Source organism: Pseudanabaena sp. UWO310, from assembly GCF_006861605.1.
Classification (GTDB): domain Bacteria; phylum Cyanobacteriota; class Cyanobacteriia; order Pseudanabaenales; family Pseudanabaenaceae; genus Pseudanabaena.
Window position 1 is genome coordinate 24,218 of the sequence record NZ_SELU01000027.1, and the last position, 24,998, is coordinate 49,215.

22 protein-coding genes are annotated in these 24,998 nt (G+C 43.6%); 11 read left to right on the forward strand and 11 right to left on the reverse strand.

Annotation, left to right across the window (positions count from 1 at the left end; all coding sequences use genetic code 11):
* Positions 1-206: 206 nt before the first annotated feature.
* Positions 207-593, reverse strand: coding sequence for a hypothetical protein (locus PseudUWO310_RS10770; RefSeq protein WP_142600985.1), 387 nt, complete (start codon positions 591-593; stop codon positions 207-209).
* 9 nt (positions 594-602) lie between these two features.
* Between PseudUWO310_RS10770 and PseudUWO310_RS23610 the strand changes: the two genes are divergently transcribed.
* Positions 603-737, forward strand: coding sequence for a hypothetical protein (locus tag PseudUWO310_RS23610; protein WP_263363420.1), 135 nt, complete (start codon positions 603-605; stop codon positions 735-737).
* Here PseudUWO310_RS23610 and PseudUWO310_RS10775 read toward each other — a convergent pair.
* On the reverse strand, positions 721-1,284 hold the full coding sequence (locus PseudUWO310_RS10775) for a Uma2 family endonuclease (RefSeq protein WP_142600987.1): 564 nt from the start codon (positions 1,282-1,284) through the stop codon (positions 721-723). The two genes, PseudUWO310_RS23610 and PseudUWO310_RS10775, sit on opposite strands and share 17 nt — an antisense overlap.
* Before the next feature lie 25 nt (positions 1,285-1,309).
* On the reverse strand, positions 1,310-4,342 hold the full coding sequence (dnaE, locus tag PseudUWO310_RS10780; protein WP_190315981.1) for a DNA polymerase III subunit alpha: 3,033 nt from the start codon (positions 4,340-4,342) through the stop codon (positions 1,310-1,312).
* A 572-nt stretch (positions 4,343-4,914) separates the two neighbouring features.
* On the opposite strand from dnaE, the gene PseudUWO310_RS10785 reads away from it, so the two are divergent.
* Positions 4,915-6,117 (forward strand): phosphoglycerate kinase, encoded by a 1,203-nt coding sequence (locus tag PseudUWO310_RS10785; protein ID WP_142600992.1) that lies wholly within the window; start codon positions 4,915-4,917, stop codon positions 6,115-6,117.
* Between the two features lie 32 nt (positions 6,118-6,149).
* Here the strand turns inward: PseudUWO310_RS10785 and PseudUWO310_RS10790 are convergent, their stop codons facing one another.
* From PseudUWO310_RS10790 to PseudUWO310_RS10800, 3 genes are all read right to left on the reverse strand, one after another.
* A complete protein-coding gene (locus tag PseudUWO310_RS10790; RefSeq protein WP_142600994.1) occupies positions 6,150-6,605 on the reverse strand; it encodes a DUF29 domain-containing protein in 456 nt (151 codons plus the stop codon).
* A gap of 112 nt (positions 6,606-6,717) precedes the next feature.
* Entirely contained in the window at positions 6,718-7,533 is an 816-nt protein-coding gene (locus tag PseudUWO310_RS10795; RefSeq protein ID WP_142600997.1) for a COP23 domain-containing protein, read from the reverse strand.
* Positions 7,534-7,912: 379 nt separating this feature from the next.
* Entirely contained in the window at positions 7,913-8,740 is an 828-nt protein-coding gene (locus tag PseudUWO310_RS10800) for a fumarylacetoacetate hydrolase family protein (RefSeq protein ID WP_142600999.1), read from the reverse strand.
* A gap of 532 nt (positions 8,741-9,272) precedes the next feature.
* On the opposite strand from PseudUWO310_RS10800, the gene PseudUWO310_RS10805 reads away from it, so the two are divergent.
* Complete coding sequence (locus tag PseudUWO310_RS10805; protein ID WP_142601002.1) at positions 9,273-10,505, forward strand: dicarboxylate/amino acid:cation symporter; 1,233 nt, start codon at positions 9,273-9,275, stop codon at positions 10,503-10,505.
* A 266-nt stretch (positions 10,506-10,771) separates the two neighbouring features.
* On the opposite strand, the gene PseudUWO310_RS10810 is transcribed toward PseudUWO310_RS10805, so the two are convergent.
* Together PseudUWO310_RS10810 and PseudUWO310_RS10815 are read right to left on the reverse strand one after the other, a co-directional pair.
* A complete protein-coding gene (locus tag PseudUWO310_RS10810) occupies positions 10,772-11,938 on the reverse strand; it encodes a homocysteine biosynthesis protein (protein ID WP_142601005.1) in 1,167 nt (388 codons plus the stop codon).
* A 130-nt stretch (positions 11,939-12,068) separates the two neighbouring features.
* Positions 12,069-12,545: a T3SS (YopN, CesT) and YbjN peptide-binding chaperone 1 gene (locus tag PseudUWO310_RS10815; protein WP_142601007.1), complete on the reverse strand. Its 477-nt coding sequence runs from the start codon at positions 12,543-12,545 to the stop codon at positions 12,069-12,071.
* Between the two features lie 411 nt (positions 12,546-12,956).
* Between PseudUWO310_RS10815 and metK the strand changes: the two genes are divergently transcribed.
* On the forward strand, positions 12,957-14,195 hold the full coding sequence (gene metK / locus PseudUWO310_RS10820; RefSeq protein WP_142601010.1) for a methionine adenosyltransferase: 1,239 nt from the start codon (positions 12,957-12,959) through the stop codon (positions 14,193-14,195).
* A gap of 206 nt (positions 14,196-14,401) precedes the next feature.
* Here the strand turns inward: metK and PseudUWO310_RS10825 are convergent, their stop codons facing one another.
* Complete coding sequence (locus PseudUWO310_RS10825) at positions 14,402-15,592, reverse strand: glycosyltransferase family 4 protein (RefSeq protein ID WP_142601013.1); 1,191 nt, start codon at positions 15,590-15,592, stop codon at positions 14,402-14,404.
* A 622-nt stretch (positions 15,593-16,214) separates the two neighbouring features.
* Here PseudUWO310_RS10825 and PseudUWO310_RS10830 point away from each other — a divergent pair.
* Together PseudUWO310_RS10830 and PseudUWO310_RS10835 are read left to right on the forward strand one after the other, a co-directional pair.
* Entirely contained in the window at positions 16,215-17,393 is a 1,179-nt protein-coding gene (locus tag PseudUWO310_RS10830; protein WP_142601015.1) for a hypothetical protein, read from the forward strand.
* Between the two features lie 23 nt (positions 17,394-17,416).
* Positions 17,417-17,704 carry a DUF3288 family protein gene (locus PseudUWO310_RS10835; RefSeq protein ID WP_142601018.1) on the forward strand — a complete coding sequence of 96 codons (288 nt, stop codon included), beginning with the start codon at positions 17,417-17,419 and terminating at the stop codon, positions 17,702-17,704.
* A gap of 172 nt (positions 17,705-17,876) precedes the next feature.
* On the opposite strand, the gene rpaB is transcribed toward PseudUWO310_RS10835, so the two are convergent.
* Entirely contained in the window at positions 17,877-18,614 is a 738-nt protein-coding gene (gene rpaB, locus PseudUWO310_RS10840; protein WP_009627375.1) for a response regulator transcription factor RpaB, read from the reverse strand.
* Between the two features lie 244 nt (positions 18,615-18,858).
* Here rpaB and PseudUWO310_RS22880 point away from each other — a divergent pair, with 244 nt between their 5' ends.
* Positions 18,859-19,032, forward strand: coding sequence for a hypothetical protein (locus PseudUWO310_RS22880; protein WP_190315982.1), 174 nt, complete (start codon positions 18,859-18,861; stop codon positions 19,030-19,032).
* Here PseudUWO310_RS22880 and PseudUWO310_RS22885 read toward each other — a convergent pair.
* The gene (locus tag PseudUWO310_RS22885; RefSeq protein WP_190315983.1) at positions 19,029-19,169 is read right to left on the reverse strand and encodes a hypothetical protein; all 141 of its coding nucleotides are present in this window, start codon (positions 19,167-19,169) and stop codon (positions 19,029-19,031) included. The genes PseudUWO310_RS22880 and PseudUWO310_RS22885 overlap by 4 nt on opposite strands.
* Before the next feature lie 62 nt (positions 19,170-19,231).
* On the opposite strand from PseudUWO310_RS22885, the gene lspA reads away from it, so the two are divergent.
* The 4 genes from lspA (at position 19,232) to PseudUWO310_RS10860 (ending at position 24,983) form a co-directional block, all read left to right on the forward strand.
* Positions 19,232-19,714 carry a signal peptidase II gene (gene lspA, locus PseudUWO310_RS10845; RefSeq protein WP_142601021.1) on the forward strand — a complete coding sequence of 161 codons (483 nt, stop codon included), beginning with the start codon at positions 19,232-19,234 and terminating at the stop codon, positions 19,712-19,714.
* A 277-nt stretch (positions 19,715-19,991) separates the two neighbouring features.
* Complete coding sequence (locus tag PseudUWO310_RS10850; protein ID WP_142601023.1) at positions 19,992-20,633, forward strand: ParA family protein; 642 nt, start codon at positions 19,992-19,994, stop codon at positions 20,631-20,633.
* A gap of 152 nt (positions 20,634-20,785) precedes the next feature.
* The gene (locus PseudUWO310_RS10855) at positions 20,786-21,466 is read left to right on the forward strand and encodes a hypothetical protein (protein ID WP_142601026.1); all 681 of its coding nucleotides are present in this window, start codon (positions 20,786-20,788) and stop codon (positions 21,464-21,466) included.
* 691 nt (positions 21,467-22,157) lie between these two features.
* Positions 22,158-24,983, forward strand: a complete 2,826-nt coding sequence (locus tag PseudUWO310_RS10860) for a M16 family metallopeptidase (protein WP_142601073.1) — start codon at positions 22,158-22,160, stop codon at positions 24,981-24,983.
* Positions 24,984-24,998: the final 15 nt, after the last annotated feature.

Consider the following 24,998-nt stretch of genomic DNA (forward strand, 5'->3'; position numbering starts at 1 on the left):
TATTGTATCTACATTCTAGTGATAAAGTGTGAAAATTGTTGTTATAGCTATCGCCAAATCTAACCCACGCTCGAAAACCTTAGCGATCGCCACAATCTCACCATCATTAGTCATAAACTTATGATCCCTACCTCTGAAAAGCTATTTCAGATCCACATTGATGAAAGGTCAAAAACATTTCTTTCTTTATAAGAATAGGAAGTTATTCAAACCTCACTTGCTTTTATATGCTCCCTTAAATTCTCTATCCAAAGCGATAAATCTGAGGCTGGCAATAGAACTTCTGCAATAATCTGCCCATCGCCATCTTGAAAATACAGACATCGCTTGCCATCTATTTCACCCAAATATATTGTGTGGTGAGCTTCAAACAGAGTCAGTACACATGAAATTGGAACTCCATTAATTTTGCCACTAGAAAAATCAAAGTCTTTAGTAAAACCATTGAGAAATCTCTGCAAAACCAAGTTTCTTGAATCTGCTCCGAGATAATGACTTTGACCAGAAATTATAAGGGTAACCTCACACCACTCTTCCTCGGAAAACTGGAGAATAAATTCGTTTAATTTAAGCTGTATTAATTGTTTAGTCATCTTCCCGCAATGATTTTAGAAATTAGTATTGATCGCCAAATCCAACCCACGCTCGAAAATCTTAGCGATCGCCACCATCTCACCGTCAGTTGTCATGAACTTATGATCCTTGGTAGCTTTAGTGCGATCATCTATCTGCCATAACCTGATTCATAGACAAACTTAGCTTAGGGAAAATATTAGAAATAATTTGGTTATTCTCTCGATAAACCTTCTCAACATAAGTTCCATTTACTAAACTAAGCACCGAAAAAGTACCTAATAGAAAATCTACAATCCAATATTCGGGGATGCCAAATTGAGCATATTCTTCGCGCTTTTCTACAGTATCCACAGTACGACAAGTTGGACTAACAATCTCAATTGCTAATAGGCAAGGTTCATACAACATATCAGGCTGATTACCTAATCCCCGTTTCTGCTCTAGAGTCATCACCAATACATCAGGTCGGCGCGTGCGTTTACCATTAAATATTTCAGTGCTATTAACTCGTACACAGTAAGGTAATTGATACTCCTGTACTGCTGACTGTAAAAAAAATGCCAAGAACATCATCACATCGTTATGCAAAACCGTTGCTGGAGTCACTTCAATTAGTTCTCCATCATTAAAGTCATAACGCTTATCAGTGCCGTCATCATAGGTCAGATATTCTTCAAAGGTGATTTTTCTAGTAGTGGTAACAGTCATCAGTTTGTAACCTCTTTGACTATATTTAGTCTTGATCGTTATTGTAACAAAGCAAATCTAACCCTTTCTCAAAAATCTCATCGATCGCCACCATCTCACCATCAGTAGTCATAAACTTATGATCCTTAGTAGCTTTGATGCGATCGCCATTTTCTAGCTCATACTCAAAGACTTCTTGATTACCGCGATCGTGCCATTGGGCGATCGGTTGCGTATAGACAAATCCATTCTCATCAACACTGTAAACCTGACATTCAATTTGATGCTCCACGATTTTACCGATGGGCATTAAGCCATATTCCACAGTTCGCACCAAAGTATCGTAGCTGAGGCAATACTCCGCAAAGAGAACCATCTGATCGAAGAGGTCATTAGAAATTTCTTTTCTAATTCCATTCTTCGCGCAACCATCAAGGAAAATAGAACGCTGTTTTTCCATTTCTTCAGGTTTCTTTTTACCCATCGCCCGCCGCAATAAGTCCGCCGCACCCAGAGAATATCCTGCCAGTTCCTGAGCCATTTTCATGATCTGCTCTTGATAACAGTTATGGGTAACGACTCCATTGGCAAGAAAATAGGGAGAACTTTGCTCTACCATTTCAATATCAAAGCATTCAGCAGTTCCCCAATCTTCAACGGATACTACAAATACGGGAATTACTGCATTCAAAGAATTAGGATCTAACTGCAAAAGTGTTGATCCATAAGTGATAGCATTTTCCGTCTCAGTTAAAGGCTTTAATTCATAGGCAAAGCGATCGCCTTCTGGCGTAAGAAAGCGATGCTCTGGCGTGCAGTAAATTTCTGCACCTGTGGAAAGTGTAATTTTGACAATTGATTTAATGCCGCTTTCCCATTGTTTCGCAACTTTTGCTGACCATACACGCTTACCATCGGACGAGAGAATTAGATCGCCTTTGCGAATGTTCTCAATTGCGGTACTTGTGCCATCTGGTCTAGCAATTAATGTTCCTTTTGCGAGGCATAATACACCGTATGTATTATTTAAAATTGGTTCTAAAGTATGGTGCTGATACTCGATCGCTTCTCGCCCATGCTTACGATTAATGAACTTGGGAATTAGTCCCGCATCCAAGGGACCGGGACGATAAAGCGCCAGAATCGAAGAAATATCTTCAATATTAGAAGGCTTGAGATCCTTGACGATCTGCTTCATGCCTGACGATTCCAATTGGAATACTCCTTCGAGATCGCCTTTTTCTAATAGCTTATAGGTTTTTTGGTTTGCCTCCGTGGACATATCAGGGGCGATCGCATCGATATGGAAATGTGGATCTTGATTGTCGCGAATTAGCTTACTGGTATGCTCAATCGTGGTTAAGTTCCGTAATCCCAAGAAGTCCATTTTTAATAGACCGAGGGATTCTAAATCCTCCATTGTGTATTGCGTGACCACCTGACCTTCATTGCTGCGTTGCAATGGCACAACTTCATCTAATGGAAATGGAGAAATCACCACACCCGCCGCATGAACGCCTGAACTTTTGTTCACACCTTCGATGCGCATCGCCATGTCTAGCCATTCAAAAACTTTGGCATCTTGCTTATAGCGATCGCGAAATTCTGGTGCTGGCGACTCCTCGGAAATCATCACCTTTAACTTTGCTGGTTTCCCTCGCGATACGGGAATCATCTTCGCCATCTTGTCGGCTTCGCTATAGGACACATCTAGCACCCGTCCCACATCCTTAAGCACTGCCTTAGAAGTCAAGCGGTTAAAGGTGACAATCTGCGCGACCCGTTCCTGACCATAGCGCTGAGTGACATAATCAATCAATTCCCCACGGTGATCGATACAGAAGTCCGTATCAATATCAGGCATCGACTTCCGTTCAGGATTAAGGAATCTTTCAAAGAGCAGTCCATGATGAATCGGGTCAATATTCGTAATTCCTAAGGAATATGCCACAAGAGAACCCGCCGCACTGCCTCTCCCTGGCCCGACGGGAATCTGTTTATCTCTGGCATATTTAATATAGTCCCACACCACAAGAAAATAAGTGGCAAAGCCCATTTGCATGATGATTCCCAATTCAAAACGCAGACGCTCTTGGTAATTTTGGGGAATCTCCGCATGGGTTTTGACATTAAATCTTTGCAGTAAACCTTGCCATGTGACCTCCTCAAAATAGGTGTCCGCAGTATGTCCTTCAGGAATCGGATAGTCGGCAGCACGGGGATCGCGCATGAGGTCGTAGGGCTTGACTTTATTGGCGGCATGAAGGGTATTGGCGAGGGCTTCCTCAATTAACTCATCTTCCAAATGATCGCGAAATAGCTGCTTCATCTCATCATAGGACTTGAGATATTCCATGCCGCTATAGCGGAGGCGCTTCTCATCGGAAATGAGTTTTCCTGTTTGAATACAAAGCAACGCATCGTGGGCTTCCACATCGGAGCAGGATGTAAAGTGAGAATCATTAGTAGCAATTACGCGAATATCCAATTCCCTTGCAATCTTAAAAATCTCCACATTCACAATCCGATCTTCAGGATAGCCGTGATCTTGAATTTCTAAATAATAATCATCGCCAAAATGTTCCTTATACCAAGCCGCCACTCGTCTCGCTTCTTCAGGATCGCCTTTCATAATCGCCTGCGGAACTTCTCCTGCTAAACATCCCGAAGTAAGTATCAAACCTTCTTTGTATTGCAGAAGATAATCTTTACTGATGCAGGGACGCGCAAAAATTCCTTTCCCCTGAAAGCCCTGCAAATGGGAAATGGAAGTTAGTTTAACGAGATTACGATAGCCCTGAGTATCTTTGGCAAGAACGCATTGGTGATATTTTTTCTTTTTCTCCTGCTTGGTAATGTCCCCATTTAAAACATACATTTCATTGCCAATAATTGGCTTAATTCCCTTAGATTTGCAGGTTTTGATCAGCTCGATCGCCCCATACATCACCCCATGATCGGTCAAGGCGATCGCAGGCATCCCAAGTTCCACCGCACGACTAACTAGATCAGGAATCTGGCTTGCCCCATCGAGCAAACTATATTCAGTATGAACATGTAATCCAACAAATCCAGTCATAGCAATCTCTAACATCAAATCTAGACCTATAGATTAACACGGGGCTATTAGAGTTCTATGGCGATCGCATATTAATACCAAAACACAAAATGGCGTAGCCATTTTGTGTTTTGAAAACCCTTACTGGGTTTGGTTTTTAATTCACAAAAGTGGTGTCACACTTTCGTGAATTGGTATAACTGATGTTATAGCTATATTCACTTAAGTCAGGACATCAAACCCAATAGAGATTTGCGGCGCGAAGCGCCGCAAATCTCTATTGGGTTTGATTTACTAAGATTACTGACTATAGCTATACGTAAGCTATACGTATAGCCCTTACAGCAATTATCGATCAAACGAACCAAAAGAAGATTTTTAAAAGCTTTGCAAAGCAAAGCTTTTAAAAATCTTCTTGTTTCGGGTTTGAGCGCAAAGCGCTGTAAATTGCAATGCAAGTATTTTTTATAAAATAATCACCTTTTTTGGTGGTAAGTATTTTTACTCACGATTAGGTTGATGGGGACAGATTTGTGTAAAATTATTAAGACTTTGTAAAAAAGCAATTTTATATACTGAAAACTTAAATTTTTATGGCAAAAAAGAATCTAGCAAGCTTGACCTCTGCTGACTTGGCAGGCAAAAAAGTATTAGTAAGAGTTGATTTCAACGTTCCTCAAGATGAAACTGGCAAAATTACCGACGATACTCGTATTCGTGCGGCTCTGCCAACTATTAAATACTTGACTGAAGCTGGCGCTCGCGTAATCCTCACCAGTCACTTCGGCAGACCCAAGGGTGTTACCGAAAGCCTTCGTCTTAATCCTGTTGCAGCCCGTTTGTCTGAATTGCTTGGTAAGCCTGTGGTCAAAACCGATGATTGCATCGGCGATGCGGTTGCAGCTCAAGTAAATGCCCTCAACAATGGTGATGTCGCTTTGCTAGAAAACGTTCGTTTCTATCCTGAAGAAGAAAAGAACGATCCTGAATTTGCTAAAAAGTTAGCTTCCTTAGCTGATATTTATGTAAATGATGCTTTCGGTACTGCTCACCGTGCCCATGCTTCTACTGAAGGCGTAACCAAGTACATCAGCACCTCCGTTGCTGGTTTCTTGCTCGACAAAGAATTGCAATATCTCAGTGGTGCGATCGACAATCCTCAGCGTCCACTCGCAGCGATCGTTGGCGGCTCCAAGGTTTCCAGCAAGATCGGCGTGATCGAAACCTTGCTGGATAAGGTTGATGTACTGCTCATTGGCGGCGGTATGATTTTTACTTTCTACAAAGCTCGTGGCTTGAATGTTGGTAAGTCTCTCGTTGAAGAAGATAAGCTAGACCTAGCCCGCGCTCTTGAAAAGAAAGCCGCAGAGCGTGGTGTGAAGTTCTTGCTTCCTACCGATGTAGTTGTTGCGGATAACTTTAAGCCTGACGCTAACTCTCAAACCGTCAGCATTGAAAATATTCCCGATGGTTGGATGGGCTTGGATATTGGTCCTGACTCTGTAAAGGTATTTCAAGCAGCACTTGCGGATTGCAAATCCGCGATTTGGAATGGACCTATGGGTGTATTTGAATTTGATAAGTTTGCCGTTGGTACTGAAGCGATCGCCCATACCCTTGCTGACTTGACAGGTAAAGGCACAATCACCATCATCGGTGGTGGTGACTCCGTAGCCGCTGTTGAGAAGGTGGGTGTTGCTGACAAGATGAGCCACATCTCCACTGGTGGTGGGGCAAGCTTAGAATTGCTCGAAGGCAAAATCCTTCCTGGAATTGCTGCTTTGAACGAAGCTTAATACATAAAAAAGCGGCGCTTTGCGCCGCTTTTTTATTCCCAAAAATCAACATTTAGCATTGAGTCAATATCTCGCTCAAACTGCCATGTATCGGGAAATTGATAGCCTTTTTTAGCGTACTCACCCCTAACATCCTTTAAGGCATACTTCCAAGCCGAATCAAAAAATTCATCCCAAAATTTTTTCAGGCTAGGCATATCTTCAAGCTCAATCTCGATATCAGTCCGTTGAGTCCTGATCGTATTTTCCCATCCTTCAAAACAGTCAGGCATATTGACATACATTCGTTTGAGTAGATGGGCAAGTAACACCCGCAGCCGATTCCTGACTTCCTTTTTCTGAGATGCGCCCAAGCTCTCGATCTCCTCTATTAAGTTTTCAAGATCTACATGATCAAAGTCCCTAGCCTTGAGTTTGGCTACGGTATCTTGAGTCCATAGGAAGAAATCGGACTCATATAAAGTTTGGCACACAATAGCCCGTGTCATTTCTAGCTCCTACAACGATTTTCAATCTAAGAACCCTCTCGAAACTTGAAAGTGTTGCATAGTAACACTTTCAAGTTTTTGGGTTTGACTTTTTCGGGCTGCAAATCATTTGTTAACGAAAGTTATCAGGATTGAGTCTTCTGCCGCCGCTATTAAAGCCACTGTTTGCAAAGTTACCCGTACCACCATCACTGGGATCGAGGAATGGTTTTAGGTAAAGGTTACCACCGCGCAAATTAGTAGGAGTATTAGAGCCTGAGCGGTTTGGTGACAGGACAGAACCAAGCACGCCATTGATTCCCGACAAATCAATGCCTAAGCCCAGATCGCTGCTGAGATCGCCTAAAGAGCGATCGCGTCCTCTATAGGTATTGACTGCGGTAGTTTGCTGACCGTTATCAGCCGTAGCAAGATTTCCAAAAACCTTGTCACGAGTAGCGATCGGATCTTGCCCGTTAGGCACGGTGAACACGATGCGACAGGCAGAATTTTTATCGGTAGTTGCACAGACTACGTTATAGCCATTTTCAGTGCTAGTACGCATTTCTACCAAGCCATCGGGGCGGTATAGTTCGAGACGACGGCTGATTTCGTTGCAACGACGTTCGGGAGACCAGCCATCACCCATCGCCGCAGGCGCAGCCCAAGGGAAATATTTTTGCGGTTGGCTCTTGGGTTGATAGACAACGATGTATTGACCTTCTCGCATTTGACAACTAAAGCGAGCTGTCTTGTTATCTGAAGGATTGGCAGCTTTGTCGCTAGGCTTATCGGAGGGAATTGTCGAAGGGGTTGAGTTCGGGTTAGTCTCAACGGGAACGATCTGCGCAAAGCTGGGCATTGCCGCAAGGGGCAAAGTTAAGGCGATCGCTAGATAGCTGATCTGTTTTTTGAGAAATTGAGTTGCGGTGCGAGTTGGGTAATTCATAGGATTAGTGGGATTAGCGAGTATATAAAAACTGATAAGCAGATCGAACTTTCCCCCAGATATATTTTGCTGCCTAGTAAGACCTAGAAGAGCGTACCGCCCGCGTAGCGGGCGGTACGCTCTCTGGGTTTTTTAATTATGCTGGACTACTTAATACCTAAATGATTTATACCAATTCACGAAAGTGTGACAACACTTTTGTGAATTAAAAAGTAAACCTAGTAAGGGTTTTCACAGCTCAAAATGGCGTAGCCATTTTGAGCTGTGGTATTAGCTATAGAGATTGCTATCGACCTATGACCGCCAGAGATAGTAATAAGTTCCCCTGCACGCAAAAAAATTGCCGCAATATGCACGGCAATTTTTTGCGGCAATTTTTTTACTTATCGATTTCTTCGGTTTCTTCATCTGACTCTTTATCTGAGGGTAAGGGCGATCGCAAAATTACCGTATTTTGCAGTTTACCAATCCCCTCAATTTCGATATAAATGCGATCGCCTGCCTCCATTGGTCCTACCCCTTCGGGTGTCCCCGTCAGGATAATATCGCCTGGAAGCAAAGTCATAATCTGGCTAATGTAAGACACGATGTAGTCGGGAGAAAACACCATTTCCTCAATAGAGGCGGACTGGAAAGGCTTCTTAAAGTCATTGACGAAGGTTTGTAGCATGGCTGTGGGACTGATTTCACGCACGATCCAAGGTCCCAACGGACAAAAGGTATCAAACCCCTTTCCCCTAGTCCATTGGCTGTCCTTTCTTTGCAAATCTCTTGCGGTGACATCATTGGCGATCGTGTAGCCCCAAATGGCAGCGATCGCCTGTTTGGGAGTCAGATTAAAACAATGGGAACCGATTACCATTGCCAACTCGCCTTCATACTCCACCCGATTCGACTGTGGTGGCAGGGTTATTTCCCCTTCAGGATCGATTAAAGTTGTAGTTGGCTTTAAAAATAGGATTGGTTCTTTCGGCACTTCACCACCCATCTCAGCGGCATGAGCGGAATAATTTTTACCAACAGCTACAATCTTGCTCGGTTCACAGGGAACTAAGAGTTGGTAGGTATCTGGAGCAAGTAAATCACCATTTGGCTCCCCTCCCAGCCAAGGTGCTGCACTGAGGATCTTGACAGATTGGTTCAACTCTAACAGCCCGTAATAAACTTTTCCTTGGGAAGTTTTTACGCGAACATAACGCTCCGCCATAACATCTTTTTTTCGTATCTAAACATTAATAAGGGGAAATCTAGCAAACTTGATTATATAGCAATCGCTATCATAAGCCTAGAAAGGAGAGTCAGTACATTCTTGCTTGGAGTTCTTGTGAAGCTAGCGGCGAGTTAGCGGCGATCGCAGTTCATTTTGGACTTTCTTTGGATACTCACTGAGTTAATTTGAGCTATACCGCCGTGAAGTACGGGATTGTTTTCCTGTATTCGGTGAGGAAACAACCATCTGCAACTCGCTGACTTGAAAATTACTTAAGTAGTTCAGCATAGTTACAACCCGAAGCTAGAGCCTGTTCCGTCTACTAAGCGGCATATACTCCTAGGTTTTAAGTTTACTAACGCTACTTAGTAAATAGCTGGGCATAACTAATAATCCAGATTCCAAAGATATAGCACAGGCTGCGCGTACGCTACAGCTTTTGGGATTTTATATTAATTGCGCCTAGCTACATAGCAAGCCTTAGCAAGACTCAGATATGGTGGTAGTTTTTAAATTAGTAATTGGAAATATGAATCTATCGACATTTATTTTAATCTCGCTGGTAGCTGGAGTTGCGTTTGGAACTTTACTGAATACGACTTTTCCTGAAAATATCGAACTAATTAACCAAGTTTTTTTAGCTCCAGTCGGTGAGTCTTTCTTAAGGCTGATTCAGTTTGTAGTTGTTCCCATTGTTTTTTCCTCTTTAATTATGGGTTTAACCCGAATTCAAGGGGCTGGTCAAGTGGGTAGATATACGGTCAAGTTGATGACCAGTTACCTAGTGACTAGCTCGATCGCTCTGGGAGTGGGTATGGGGACAGCCTATATAATTCAGCCTGGTAGCGGTGTGACGGGTTTTTCCCTATCCGCAGATATTAATCTGGTGGAATCCCCTTCACTCCTATCTTGGCTCGTGAGTTTAATTCCTGTAAATCCTTTAGAAGCCCTTAGTACTGGTAATCTTTTGCAAATCATCTTTTCCGCAGTATTGTTGGGAATTGGGATCCAAATTGCTAAGGAGAAAGCCAAGCCCTTTGTCGAATTGATTGAAAGCATCTATCACATTAGCGAAAGGACTCTATCGGTAATCTTGTATGTAGCTCCTCTAGGCGTTTTTGCGCTGATGAGTTCGACGATCGCCACCCAAGGTTTAGAATTAGTTGCCAAATTATTGTTCTATGTTTTGGGATTAGTAATTGCTTCTTCGATCATGCTCAGCCTCGATATGTCGATCCTGTTTTTGCTCAAAGCCGATCCCGTAAAATTTATCCGCAGTCTCTCAGAAGCGATCGCGCTCGCTTTTGGGACGGCTAGTTCTAATGCTGCTTTGCCCGTTGTCTTACAAAATATTCAAGAAAATTATGGTTTGCGGGAAGAAATTGCCAGCTTTGCTATTCCTCTAGGAACCGCCCTAAAACGTGATGGTGCGGCAATTTTACAAGGTTTTAACGCTTTATTTGTCGCCCAGATTTATCAAGTACCTTTAACACCATCGCTGTTAATGGCGATCGCCGTTAGTAGTTTACTTGTTTCCTTTAGTACCCCTGGCGTTCCAGGTTCGGCATTGATTACGATGGCAACCGTACTATCAGCGTCGGGACTGCCCCTAGAAGCGATCGCCTTGGTTGCGGGTATCGATCGCCTCACCGATGGGTTAAAGACTGTCGTAAATATTATTGGTAATAGCGTAAACGCCATCATCCTGAGCCATTGGGAGGCGGAACAATTACCTGAAGTAGAACAAATACCTGCTAGATAAATAAAAACAAAGCCTATGCCAAACGCTAAGCGTTTGGCATAGGCTTTTATAGCTACAGTCACTTGACTTAGGACAAATCAAACCCCCAAGAATTGAGTGGCGGCGCTTCGCGCCGCCACTCAATTCTTGGGGGTTATGTCCTAGTACAATTGGCGACAGCTATAATACCAATTCACGAAAGTGTGACAACACTTTTGTGAATTAAACACCAAACCCAGTAAGGGTTTTCAAAGCTCAAAATGGCTACGCCATTTTGAGCTTTGGTATTAGAAACCACGGACATCTTGCGGTAAAAAAGCGCGATCGCTGGGTAACATCGCCACGGGTTCAGTGAGCGTAAATTCTGCTTTCAGAATCCAATCTTTGAGAGTTTTAGCCGCTTCTTCCGATAGATGTAAACTGGCAAGAGGCGCAGTACGCACCGTAGAACCCGCGATCGTGATTTTGCCCGACTTGAGTTGCGCGTAGGAAACCGAACCAAAAATCGGACGCACTCGCCGAGGAATAGAGAAGTCTATCACGGGCGCAACCAACTCTTCGTCAAGTACTGCGGCTCTAGCGACCACTTCTTCATTAATTACAGGAAGGGGAACAGCTACACCCATCATTAAGGATGCACCATAATTACGAAAGTAGCAACCCCGCACCCATTCCGCAGTCATTTGTTTGGCATCGCCAATCAGAGCTAGAGTTGCCGCTGGTCCTATGGGAGTGCGATTCTCTAAGCGCTTTTGTAATGGAAAATGTTGGGTTCCTTCCCATGCCACATAGCCGATGCCCCCGCCCATAAATATGCGCGTACCAATACCAATTAACTGCAAATCTGGATCGTTCCATAATGGCGAAATCGCTCCAGGATTGGAATAAACCGCATTCCCCAAACGGGGTTGCAGAGGACCTAGATAGGTATATAGAGTCTCTTCTCCTCCATTGACTCCCACAATAAAATTTTGATAAAGATTGCGAGGATTAAATAGATAGAACTGATTGATCGATTCTTTCGTAATCGTAGTTTCAAAATTAGCTCGGGGATAGCAATCATTGGGATGTCCGATCGCTTTAAAGGTCAATGTTTTGCCAGCAATCAGATCGGCGATCGCATGACCACCACCGCGATATTGAGGAGATTCGTCGCTAGGATCGGCTTCTTGGGTTGCTCCTAAATAGATATCGACAGCACCAAACCCCGCGTAGGCAGGTACACCATCAATCCAACAAGTGCGAATCTTAATTGGAGGATCGGTATGCCCCAAATTAAGAATTGCTCCCGATGACTCCATTGGCTCAAATGTACCAGTAACGATCACATCCACCTGTTTAGCAGCTTGAGTAACACCGATATCCACAACAAGGGATTTGAGTTCGGTAGCAGTGAGTACTTTAGCCTTACCAGCTTTGATTTTGGCGTTAATATCAGCGATCGTTTGGGACATAGGACTTTGCTATATGGCAGTTATCTAGCAATATAACGCTTTACGCTCCATTAAAATTCAATATATTTTTTGAAAGTGCTGCTTTGCAGCACTTTCAAAAAATGGCAATCCTTTAATTCTGCCTAGCTACTTACAAAGACCAGCCATTAATTGATAGATTACCAGCATGGATGCGATCTAAGGCTCGTTTGCCGCCCCATCGTCGAACAATTTTATCGTCATACTCATCAGCTATTTCCATTACGGCTTTTACCGAGGCTTCTAATTCTTTTATGTCACAGGTAGAGCCTACAATCGAATGTTCAAAGAGAATTTCGCTGTCTGGAGAGATCCCAAAAGCCCCAAAAATCATTTTGGCATTTTCTTCCAGCAAATAACGCATCAATTCTGGAGTTAATACAGCACCAACTACTACATACGATCGCGTATTAATCACAGCATCATCTTCATCCCAAGGGAAAATCAAAACCTCTACAAGCGCCGATCCCATAAATATGCCTAAGCCTGGAATATCTTGACGTGCACAGGGGCATTTTCCAAATATCTCTTGCATCCAAGTTACTACTTTTTCATAGCAGGCTTCTTGAGCAGCAGTTTGAAATTTCAAGTTATTTGCCTCCAAAAGTGTAGAAAACTGTGTGAGTTTGGCAATCAATAGTAACAATTAGATTGATCATAGATTGATCAGACTATACCCATACACAGCGACATTTTCATAGGATTTTGGAAATATAGCTACTGCCAAGCGTATTAGTGCATAAACTAAAACCTAAGGCGCACGCTGTGCGTGCGCCTTAGGTTTTAGGGTTTTATATTTAATTAAGCCCACTTACTTAACTCTATTTACTCGAACTAAGGCAAATCGAAATTTGCGGTAGCTAGACGGCAAGTAAATCGGTGAAAACAAATAACGTCCTCCCTAGCACCTTGTACATTAACACCTTGTACTATGATGGATAAATCTTAAGAGATACCAAAAATTTGCCTTATTACTTCTTGCGTTTAGGAGGAAACATAGTTGGCTAGTCGCTTTTTATTTACATCTGAATCAGTTACGGAAGGTCATCCCGATAAAATCTGCGATCAAATTTCCGATACGATTCTCGATACCTTATTGGCTCAAGATCCGCGATCGCGTGTCGCTGCCGAGGTTGTGGTAAACACAGGTCTGGTCTTGATCACTGGGGAAATCACAACTAAAGCGCATGTCAATTACGTCGATATTGCCCGTAAAAAAATTGCTGAAATTGGTTATATCAATGCTGACAATGGATTTTCCGCCAATAGCTGCGCGGTAATGGTCGCACTTGACGAACAGTCTCCAGACATTGCCCAAGGCGTAAATGTTGCCCTCGAAGCCCGCACTGGCGAAGAAGAAGACGCGGCTCTAGAAGCGGTTGGAGCTGGCGACCAAGGGATCATGTTTGGGTTTGCTTGCAATGAAACCCCTGAGTTTATGCCCTTGCCGATCGCCATTGCTCACCGTTTAGCCCGTCAGTTATCGGTAGTGCGCAAAAATGGCACTCTGTCCTATTTACGTCCCGATGGCAAAACCCAAGTCACCGTGGTTTATGAAGATAATAAACCCGTAGCGATCGACACGATCCTGATTTCTACCCAACATGATGCCGCGATTGACGGCATTAGCGATGAAGCTAAGGTACAGGAAAAAATTAAAGCCGATCTCTGGACGCATGTAGTTTTACCCAGCTTTACCGATACATTGGTCAAACCTAACGAACAAACTCGCTACTTAGTAAATCCTACGGGCAAGTTTGTGATTGGTGGTCCTCAAGGTGACTCAGGTCTAACTGGTCGCAAAATTATTGTCGATACTTATGGTGGTTATGCACGTCATGGTGGCGGTGCTTTTTCGGGTAAAGATCCGACAAAGGTTGATCGCAGCGCTGCCTATGCTGCGCGTCATGCGGCCAAGAATATTGTAGCGGCAGGGCTAGCTAGCAAATGTGAATTACAAATTAGCTATGCGATCGGTGTGGCTCGTCCTACCAGTATGCACATTGATACCTTTGGTACTGGCAAGGTCGATGAAGAGACTTTGCTCCGCCTAGTGAAGGATCATTTTGATTTACGCCCTGCGGCAATTATCAAAAATTTTGATTTGCAAAATTTGCCTGGCGATCGCAAGGGGCGCTTTTATCAAGATGTGGCTGCTTATGGTCATTTGGGACGCAATGATCTCGATCTGCCATGGGAGCGTCTTGACAAAGTGGAAATCTTGCAAAAGAACGCTTAATTCTACATAGCAAGAATATATAAAGGGCACTAAGACATAAACCCCCACAAATCGACTGGCGGCGCTAAGCGCCGCCAGTCGATTTGTGGGGTTTGATTTGTCCTAAGTAAAAAAGTTAAGAAATGGCTACGCCATAAAACCCTAAAGATGATTGGCAGCGCTTAGCGCCGCCAATCATCTTCCTCTCGCTCTGGGCATGAACGAAATCATGACGCTCCTGAAGGCTTGGCTTTTAGAAACACTGCTTCAGTTTGTTTGGCGAGGTTGTCCCATGCAAATCTTTCTTTGAGCTCAGCCTGAGCGTTATTTGCTAGGGTATTTGCATAGTCTCGATTTCGCAAAATTTCAATAATTCCATCAGCTACAGAATTAGCATCATTGACCCTTGTGACTATCCCTGTAATCTGATGGCGGACGACTTCAGGTAAACCACCCGTATCAGAAACCACGAGGGGGATTTTGGCGGCAAAACTCTCAAGGGCAACGATCCCAAATGGCTCGTAGAGACTAGGAAAAACGGCGCAATCGGCAACTTTCTGGAATTCCCAAAAATCTTCATCTGCCATAAACCCAGTGAATAATACTTTGTGATAAATGCCAAGATCCCAAGCTTGACGTTGGAGGAGAATTGAATAGGCATCGCCAGTTCCAATAATTACTAATCGGACTTGGTCATTCATTGCGGCTAACACCTTGGGCATGGCATTTAGCAAAATATAAATACCCTTCTCATAGGTGATGCGCCCGACAAAATAGACGATCGCTTCTTCTGATTTGGCATACTTGGATCGGAGTGATGCAAGATCTAACTGGCGAGAGGCAGCAATATTTTGCCAACGTTCAACACTCAAGCCGTTATACACCACATCTGTCTTTTCGGGCGGGCAATCTAAAGCCCTTTGTAATTCACCCCGCATATATTCGGAACAAACAATGATGCGCTGAGATGCCTTTGTTAAGCGAATTTCTTTGTGATGAATATATCGTTGAGTGTCATTATGAATTCCATTGCATCGTCCATATTCGGTAGCATGGATAGTGGTCACAAGGGGAATGGCAAATTCATGATTCAGAGCGATCGCCGCTTCTTCAACTAACCAATCATGGGCATGAATTAAGTCCATAGGATTAATTGTCAAGAACTCTCTAGCAAAGTCCAACATATGGGCATTCATCTGCCCAACCCATTGAAAAAAGTCCTTATCGGCTTGAACGGGAACGCGATACACATGAATACCATTAACGATCGCTTCTAAAGGCTCGCTTTCAACTGCGACCGTGATTAAATAAACTTCATGTCCGCGTTTAACGATTTCAGGATACAGCTCTGCTACATGCCGAGAGATTCCTCCAATGATGCGTGGTGGAAACTCCCAAGCTAGAGCAAGAATACGCATGATATTTAAGTAATATTTTGATTGATATTGTGATTGATTAAGGCGACAATCAAGTCATAAAAGAGATACATTGCTTTGTTTTCTCCCATAAGCAAAATGTAAAATCTAAAACCTGACTGCGATTTATTTTTGCTTTGCTTACGTTTATCAAACACATAGGCAATGTACTGCAAGTAATAAGTCTTACTTAACTATAGCAACTATCTAAGTAACTAAGTAAGGTAACTAAGTAAGTGGGCTTAATTAAATATAAAACCCTAAAAAATTGGTATAACACTAGGTATAACGAGGGATATTGGTCTTTATGTTTTTGCGTATAGCTGCCAATTACTGCTATGGCAAAGTGTTTTGCTTGCCCAAGATGAGTGGCGGCGCTTTGCGCCGCCACTCATCTTGGGGTTTGATTTGTCCTAAGTCAAGTGAATGTAGCTATAAAATGGGAGCGCTATTTAAAAATAGCCATAGACCTTTACTGGGTATGGATTAGAGCGCAGATTTATGGCAGAGCAAAACCTAAGGCTTTATATCAAAATACGAAGAAATGGCTCAAGATTATGTTACGCTCACTGCATAATTTGTGATACCTTGCATGAAACCGTGTGAATTGTGAGAGGAGGCAGTTATGACAGAAAACAAGAATAAAGAAGCATTTGAGCGTGTCACTCAACAAGTTGGAGAGACTTGGACAAAGGTACAGCCGCAATTGCAAGCGCTATTACTAAAACTTGTGAAAAGCTTGCTGCCTGCACTGCGCAATCTGCAAACCAAGCTTACCCCTTCCAAGGTGACGACAGAAGGGCAGCCCGAAACCGCTACCGCTGATATCTCTAGCAATCCGACCCTCAATAAAGTTTTGCAAACAGGGCAGGTATGGTCAGCCAAGGCGATCGCTGTGTTAGTCAGTGCCTTAACAAAACTTCAACAAAATCTAGCAGGTCAAGAAAGCACCTTAGATGCCAATGGTGAGGTTGCTGGACTGCTAAATGCCTCTACTGAAGTGGATTCTCCGCTAGTAGCACAAGTTAAACAGGAATTTGGCATTGCTTGGAAGTTTGTGAAAGAACAAGTAACTCCCAAAATTTTAGGATTCCTCCAGATTTCCGTGGACAAACTCGATCCGATCGCCACCAATATTTGGCAAAAAGCCTCAGCTAAGGCAGCTTCAACCCCAAGTTTGGTCAATTCTTGGGAAAAACTACAAGAAAATGACGCTTGGAAAAAGACGGTTACGGCTACGACTCCAATTTGGCGTTCTATGAGTAGTATTGCGGGACAGGTTCCCCTCTCCGATGAAATCAAGCTCATTCTCGATAAGCGTGCTGGTACGATCGCTTTAGTGACCCTATTTTCGCTGTTGATCCTTCTCAAACCATCCCATGCCCATAGCCAAAACCTGAAAAAGGTGGCAACCAGCCCGACGGTAATTAGCCAACCTAGCACTAATCCCCAAAAGCAACCAGTTAATAAGGACTTGGTTAAGCCAGAGCGTGGAGATGTACCGTTAACTGCCGAACAAATTGAGATCGCCAAAATCCAAACCCAAGTTGCTGAAGTTGCCAATCAGTACGGCGAATCACTGCTGAGTTCTGTTCAGACCAACTTTAAGCGCGGACGCTTGATTGTAGCTCTCAATGAGGGATGGTATCAGCTTGAACCAACTCAACAGAGCCAATTGGTAAAAGATCTGCAAATTCGTTCGCAATCACTCAATTTCAAGAAATTATTTGTCGCTGATGCCGAAAATCATCTGATTGCCCGTACACCTGTTACTGGCAATGAGGTTGTCATTCTGAGACAGTAATTTCAACCGTCTCATTAAATCTCATGGCAGAAGCAAAGGATCAACGACATCCCCAGTACACCAAGGATCGGCAAATTGTTAACGAATTGCTGGCGCAATCACGTCAGAGCAATCGTGACTATGCCGATCTTGCTCGTCTGATCGTCCGCTATAAGGGATTTGTCGGAGCAAGGGACATTCAAACCGATCTATTAAAGATTCTGAATAATTGGCAATTAACTGAGGAAGAATTATTTGTAAAAACCAGAGCAATTCATGCGGTGGGGAAAGTTTATATGGCACAGGATGAAGGACAGGATGACTGGGCATAGAAAATTAATGTATAGCTACAGTCCCTTGACTTAGGACAAATCAAACCCCAAGAATTGACTGGCGGCGCTTCGCGCCGCCAGTCAATTCTTGGGGTTTATGTCCTAGTACAGGCGATAGCTATAAATATCAAACAACAAGCCCAAAAAATGACCTCCACGGGAGGTCATTTTTTTAGGCTTGTTTTGATTCTGAGCCATCAATGATACGTTGGAATAGATAGCCTGTCCCCCTTGCCGTCAAGATTAACTCAGGATTGCTAGGATCTTCTTCAAGCTTTGCCCGCAGACGAGAAATATGTACGTCAACAACGCGCGTATCGACATGACGCTCAGGGGTATAGCCCCAAACCTCTTGTAAAATTTCGGCTCTTGAAAAAGCCTCGCCCGATCGCCCGACCAATAATTCCAACAAACTGAACTCCATACCTGTCAAACGAATGCGCTCATCAGACTTATAGACTTGACGCTTGTTAGTATCGATCTTGATCGTATTAATATGAATCACACCAGAACTGGGGATACCCGATGTGCCATTGCGATCAAATCGTCGCAATACCGAACGAATCCTTGCTTCTAATTCTTTGGGCGAAAAGGGCTTTACAACGTAATCATCCGCACCTAATTCAAGTCCAGTAATGCGATCGGCAACATCACCTAAAGCTGTTAGCATGATAATCGGAATATCAGATTCTTTTCGTAGCTCTTGACATACCCCGTAGCCGTCGAGTTTTGGCATCATGACATCGAGAACTACCAAGTCAGGATTTTCTGTATGAAAAACTTGGATCGCTTCTTCGCCATCTGCGGCGGTGACGACCTCGTAACCGATCATTGAAAGACGTGTCTCCAGAATCCGACGAATACTTGCTTCGTCGTCCACAACTAGAATTTTTTCCTTATGGTTTTCCAAGCCAGTTTACACTCCACTATGTTGCTAGCTGCAATTCAGTAAAATTTTATTGTTTTACATATTTATTTAACTAAGTTTACAAGAAATTGGTCGTTACAATCCGAAAACAAAACTTAAAGTTTCAGAATATGAGTTTATCCAAGCAAGAGATGTATAGAGGGTTATTTCGGTTTTATAACGGGCTTTGTGCGGGGGATTGCGATAAAATTGGGTGAAGCTTTAGACAAAATGAGGATTTTCGATCGTGACTGAACCAACTCAAGTACCACAGGCTACCGATCCCAAAATGGGATTTAACACCTATGCAGAGCGCTTAAACGGTCGTGCGGCAATGGTCGGATTCATTATTGCTGTAGCGATCGAACTTGTTACTGGGAAGGGATTGTTAGCATGGCTAGGGCTAATTGATATAAGCTAGGGAGACAAAGGGGGCGGTACGCGCTCTTTTACTGTTCTAGTAAGTACCTCAGCACAATTAAAATCCAGATCTAAAACCTGCGGCGATCGCGCAGCGATCGCCGCAGGTTTTAGGGTTGTGTATTTAATTAAGCCCACTTACTTATGAGTACTTATTAGTAATTAGCTATTAGTAATTAATTTTTAGTCGTTTCCTAGTTATGACATCTGGCAAAATCGAGAACTCTCTCTACTGGACTGCGGCAATTTTGGGATTAGTTCTCGATCAAGCCTCCAAATATTTAGTCGTACAATACCTCAAGGCTGGCAAATCCTTTCCCCTAATTGATGGGGTCGTTCATTTTACCTATGCTACCAACACAGGAGCAGCCTTCAGCCTATTTAGTGGTCAGATCGATTGGCTGAAGTGGGTATCGATGATCGTTAGTTTGGGGCTAGTTGCTTTTGGGATTTTTGGCAAAAGGCTGACGCGATGGGAGCAGGTGGGCTATGGCTGTATTTTGGCAGGAGCCGCAGGAAATGGCATCGATCGCTTTGTGGCTGGATACGTAGTTGACTTTATCGATATTAGGATTATTCGATTTGCGATTTTTAATATCGCCGATGTCTCTATTAACGTGGGCTTGGTCTGTTTAGCGATCGCAGTTTTGATTGCGGCTAAACCATCTAAGTCTAAAAAATAGGGTGACCCTAACGTTAAGTACCTCAGCACAATTAAAATCCAGATCTAAAACCTGCGGCGATCGCGCAGCGATCGCCGCAGGTTTTAGGGTTTTATATTTAAGTAAGCCCACTTAATTACCAATTTCCAAAAGTGTGGCTACACTTTCGGAAATTGAAAACCAAACCCAGTAAGGTTTTTAAAAACACAAAATGGCGTAGCCATTTTGTGTTTTGGTATTACTTAGTAACGAATTAAATAGAATTGAATTTAGTAAATTATTTAAGAGTCTTAGTAGCATGGCAAATTCCCCAAAAATTGTAGTCGTGACTAATGGTAAGGGGGGTGTGGGTAAAACAACAACGGCGATCGCCCTTGCAGGTATATTCGCCCTAGAGTCCAAGGTGTTAGTGGTAGATGCTGACGTACAGGGGAGTTTGTCTTGGTGGGTCGGTCGCGGCGATCAAGATATGGGCTTTGATATTGCCAAGGAAATCGATCCGACGCATTTGAGAAAATTGCCGAAACTTAGCAGTTACGATTTAGTATTGGTAGATACTCCGCCTGCCCTACATTCCCATGCCCTTGCTACTGTTGTGGCGATCGCCGATTATTTGGTTTTGCCAAGTCCTCCCGCACCGATGGATTTAACGGCTCTCATCGATACGGTCAAAAGCACCGTCAGACCTGCTCAAGTGCCCCATCGAGTTTTGCTCACTCGCGTCGATCCACGATGTCTCAATGAGGCTCTAGAAGCGCAAAACACTTTGCAAGAGGTGGGAGTACCTGTTTTTCATGCATTTGTAAGAGCTTACAAAGCCCATGAGCGCGCCGCTCTAGAAGGAAAATTAGTAACGGAATGGAAAGGTAAGAATGCGCGAGAAGCAGAAGCAGACTATCGAAGGGTTGTCGATGAATTGCGACGAGATATCTTCAGGTGATGGGCATGGCTTTGCCTTGTCCATCAGAGAATTAATGCCAATCCTCAAAACCTGACTGGGATTGGTGTTTAATCCACAAAAGTGTTGTTACACTTTCGTGAATTGCGATAAATAGAGAATTAAATAAGAGAATTAAATAACGCTTAAAAATTATGTCTACCAAAAAGAAAGTCGGAATTTCAGATTTGCTTCGTGACGAAGTTCAAAAAGAAACTGAAGTCACCAGTCAAGAAGTAACGGGTAACGTTACGGAGCAAACTATTGAAGTAAAAGCCGAAACCGTTAACGAAGCTAGCAACAAAGCCATTCGTCCAGCATTGAATAATGGCGATCGCTCCCAAGCACGAATTGCGGAGCTAGAGCAGTCCCTTGCCCAGTCGCAACAAAGGGAAGCCGAACTTGTAAAGACTGTAGCCTCCCTCCAAAAAGAATTACAATTTAGCCATACCAATATCGAACTTTTGCAAAAGTCCTTGGCGGCAATCGAAAGTCTCAAAAATGACCTCGATCGACAACTCGTAGAAGTCAAGCGGGATAATCTGCGGTTGGCTGAGGCTAATATTCAACTCTCAGCACAGATCGAAACACAGAACAAAGCTATAAATGCAAGTAAAGAAATAGCTGCACCCGCTGCCACTGACTTGTCTGCCTCTTCACAATTAGTTTCGCAAAATTCGCAAAATTCGCAAACCACCCAAAACAGAGCCACGCCCCGCAAACAGCCCGTTGAGCAACCATACCCTCACCGCGATCGCAATCCCTATGCTCGTCCCACGGGCTCTAACGAACAGTTACAAAGGATCAACAATAAAAATATTGGTTGGATGGATTGAGTTTACGCTCAGCTAACTTTGGCTAAGCGTAGTCAAAGCCACAGGTACTTTAATGAATAACAAGTTACTTAGTACATAACATCCAAGAAGAGAAGGTTGGAGCTTTGCTCCAACCTTCTCTTCTTGGATGTTATTTTTGTCCTAATGCGAGTAGCGACATATATATTTCCAAATCATTTAGGAATACGATGCCAATCTCAAATGATTTATATATTTTGAGGTTTGTAAAGCTTGCCCCTTTAGAATGGGTTTTCGCAAACTTTTTAAAATTGCTATATGCTAGAAATCCCCAATACTTGCGGCGAAGACTTATAAAAACTGTATTGCTACAGCTTATTTATATGATATTCCTGATGTAGTTATTACCAAAAAAGATGGCGTTCATAGGTCGATTTACATTACTTTTTGGGGATTTTAACTTACCTGAAAATCTTAGTGGCGATCGCTATGATTAAAGCATTTTATATTAACCGCTCAAAATGCTTTAATCATAGCGATCGCCCAATTGATGGGATACAAAATGCAAATAAGCTGTCAAAATCCTTAGATCATCAGTAGGGATACTTAACGCAAAATCTCTGTTGATTTATTCCTTAAGATTTTGGTGGCAATTGGGCTTAATATGTCTACCCTATTCGCACAACTATAATAAAAGCTGTATTTCGTGGAGATCTCGGTGAAGCGTAATTTTATGCTCTCTTTTTTGAGTCGAGGACTAGCCGCAGCGATCGCTGCGGTCATGCTCGGTAACTTGCCATTGTCATGGCAATCATCTTTGTCGCAATTTTCAAGTAGTCAAGCCTATGCCGCTCAGACCGATCTTGCCCAAACTTCTACAATTTCTAGCCCATCCCCCGATTCACTCACGGGCAATGTCGTTAAAACCGTCTTAGATAATGGTTTGACAGTTTTAACCAAGGAGGTAAATACGGCTCCAGTGGTGAGCGTGCAGGTTTGGTATCGGGTTGGTTCGCAAAATGAGAAGCTAGGAATTACTGGTATTTCCCACCAACTCGAACATCTGATGTTTAAAGGTACTAAAGACCGCCCGATCCAGTTTGGACGTTTATTTAGTGCCTTAGGGAGTAACTCCAATGCATTTACTAGCTACGACATGACTGCCTACTTTGGCACAACTGGTAGCGATAAACTGGATGCGATGCTGCGATTGGAAGCTGACCGCATGGTGAATACGGTTGCAGGTGAAAAAGAACTTAAAAGCGAGCGTACAGTCGTTTTATCCGAACTTGATGGGGGCAACAATAACCCCGGGACAAGGCTATATCGTCAGGTTATGCTAGCAGCCTATCCCAATAGCTCCTACGGTTGGCCTGTCATTGGCTATCGTCCTGAGGTAGAAAATTTTACAGTTGAGGATATTCAGAACTATTACCGCACTTTTTATCGTCCTGATAATGCCACTTTGGTAATTGTTGGCAATTTCGAGACTGAAGCTACACTCCAAAAAGTGCGTGAGATCTATGGTTCGATCGCCGCACCGCCTAAGCCCAAGGTTTTAATCACGGCTGAGGCTCAGCAACAAAAGCCCAAACCTCCTGTGCCAATGTCAACCAAGGAACCCATCCGCCTCAAGGAACCGGGTAGCGTTCCCTTCTTGCAAGCTGTTTATCCTGATTTACCAAATGTTGATGGTGCTGATGTCGCGGCGATCGATGTGATGGATAGCATCCTTACTGCGGGGAGAAGTTCGCGCTTTTATCAAGCTTTAGTGGAAACAGGTTTAGCCAGTAGCGTTAGTGGCAATTCATCGACCCAGATGGGGACGGGTTGGTACTTTATCAGTGCGACCCCAACCGCAGGTAAATCCCTAGAAGCACTGGATCGCCTGATCCTCGCTGAGATCGAAAAGATCCAAACCCAGCCCGTAACGGCTAAAGAATTAGAACGCGCTAAAACCAGTATGCGAGCTAGTTACATTCTGGGCAATCGGGATATTAATTCCCAAGCAATTCAGATCGGTTATAACCAAACCGTTGCAAAAGACTATAGTTATAGCGATCGCTATCTACAGGCCGTCGAGAAAGTAACAGTTGCCGATATTCGTAGGGTCGCGAAGCAATACCTGCAAAAAGAGCGGCGCGTGGTGGGATATTTCGAGCCATCGGTAATCACTGCCGATGCTGGTACGACCCCCAGCAATTCCCATTCCTCGGAAGCTTTCAAACCTAGTTCGCCCGTAGATCCTGCGGAAGTGGCTAAATATTTACCAGAAAGTGCGTTGACAGCTAAGGCGGGAGTTCCCACCGCCGTTCAGCCCGATCGGTTCACCCTTGCCAATGGGCTCAAAGTTTTACTACTACGCGATCGCAGTACGCCAACGGTAACTCTCGTAGGGCAAATCAATGCAGGTGCAGGATTTGACTCAATTGAGAAAGCAGGCTTAGCAGGAATCACCGCCCAAAATCTTACCAATGGTACGACGACCAAGGATGCGCTCACCCTTGCTTCGAGGTTGGAAAATGTCGGGGCTAGTTTAGGCTTTTCGGCAGGAAGGGAAAGCGTGGGTATTTCGGGGATCTCGATGGCAAAAGATCTGCCAATTGTGATCGACCAACTCGCTGACTTGCTTCAAAATGCGAATTTCCCAAACAAGGAGTTTGAACTGAATCTTCAGCGCAATCTTTTATCTCTTAAATCAGAGCTAGATAACCCTAGTTCTTTAGCCCGTCGGATCTTTCAATCAACGATCTATCCCAAAGGACATCCGTTTAATGCGATGAAAACGGAAGCAACACTCAAATCTTTAAAAAGAGAAGATTTGGTGTCTTTCTACAAAACCTATTACCGCCCAGACAATACAATTCTGACTCTCACGGGAGATTTTGAGCCCGCAGTGGTAAGAAATTTGCTAGAGGAAAAGTTGGGCAAATGGCGGGCTGTCGGTCAACCTCCCCAATTTAAATTCCCCAAAGTTGCTAATCTTGCCACTACCAGCGAGAAGCAGGTGGCGCTCGCAGGAAAAACTCAAGCCGTAACCCTCATGGGGCATCCCAGCATTTCGCGGAATGATCCTGAGTATTACCCAGCTCTAATGCTGAATCAAGTTCTCGGCGGTGATACTTTATCTAGTCGTCTTGGTACAGAAATTCGCGATCGCCTTGGTTTGACCTATGGTATTTACAGTTTCTTCCAAGCAGGTAAACCACCACAGGGGACGTTTATCGTTCAGATGCAAACTAGCGGCAAAGATACCCAAAAAGCGATCGATGCTACGGTGGCATTGCTGAAAGATGTCCGCGATAAAGGGATTACGCCAGCGGAGTTTGAGGTTGCCAAAAAGAGCTTAATCAATAGTTTCTCTACGGAGTTTGCTAACCCTGATAGTATTGCGGAATCCTTGCTCAGCGATGAAACCTATGGTTTACCCGTGGGTGATTTCTACAAGTTTCCTCAACGGATTCAATCTGTAACCCTAGAGCAGGTTAATCGGGCAGCAAAAGAGTTATTACAACCAGACAAACTCCTGATTGTTTCGATTGTCCCTAAAAAATCATAGCTATACATAGGGTAA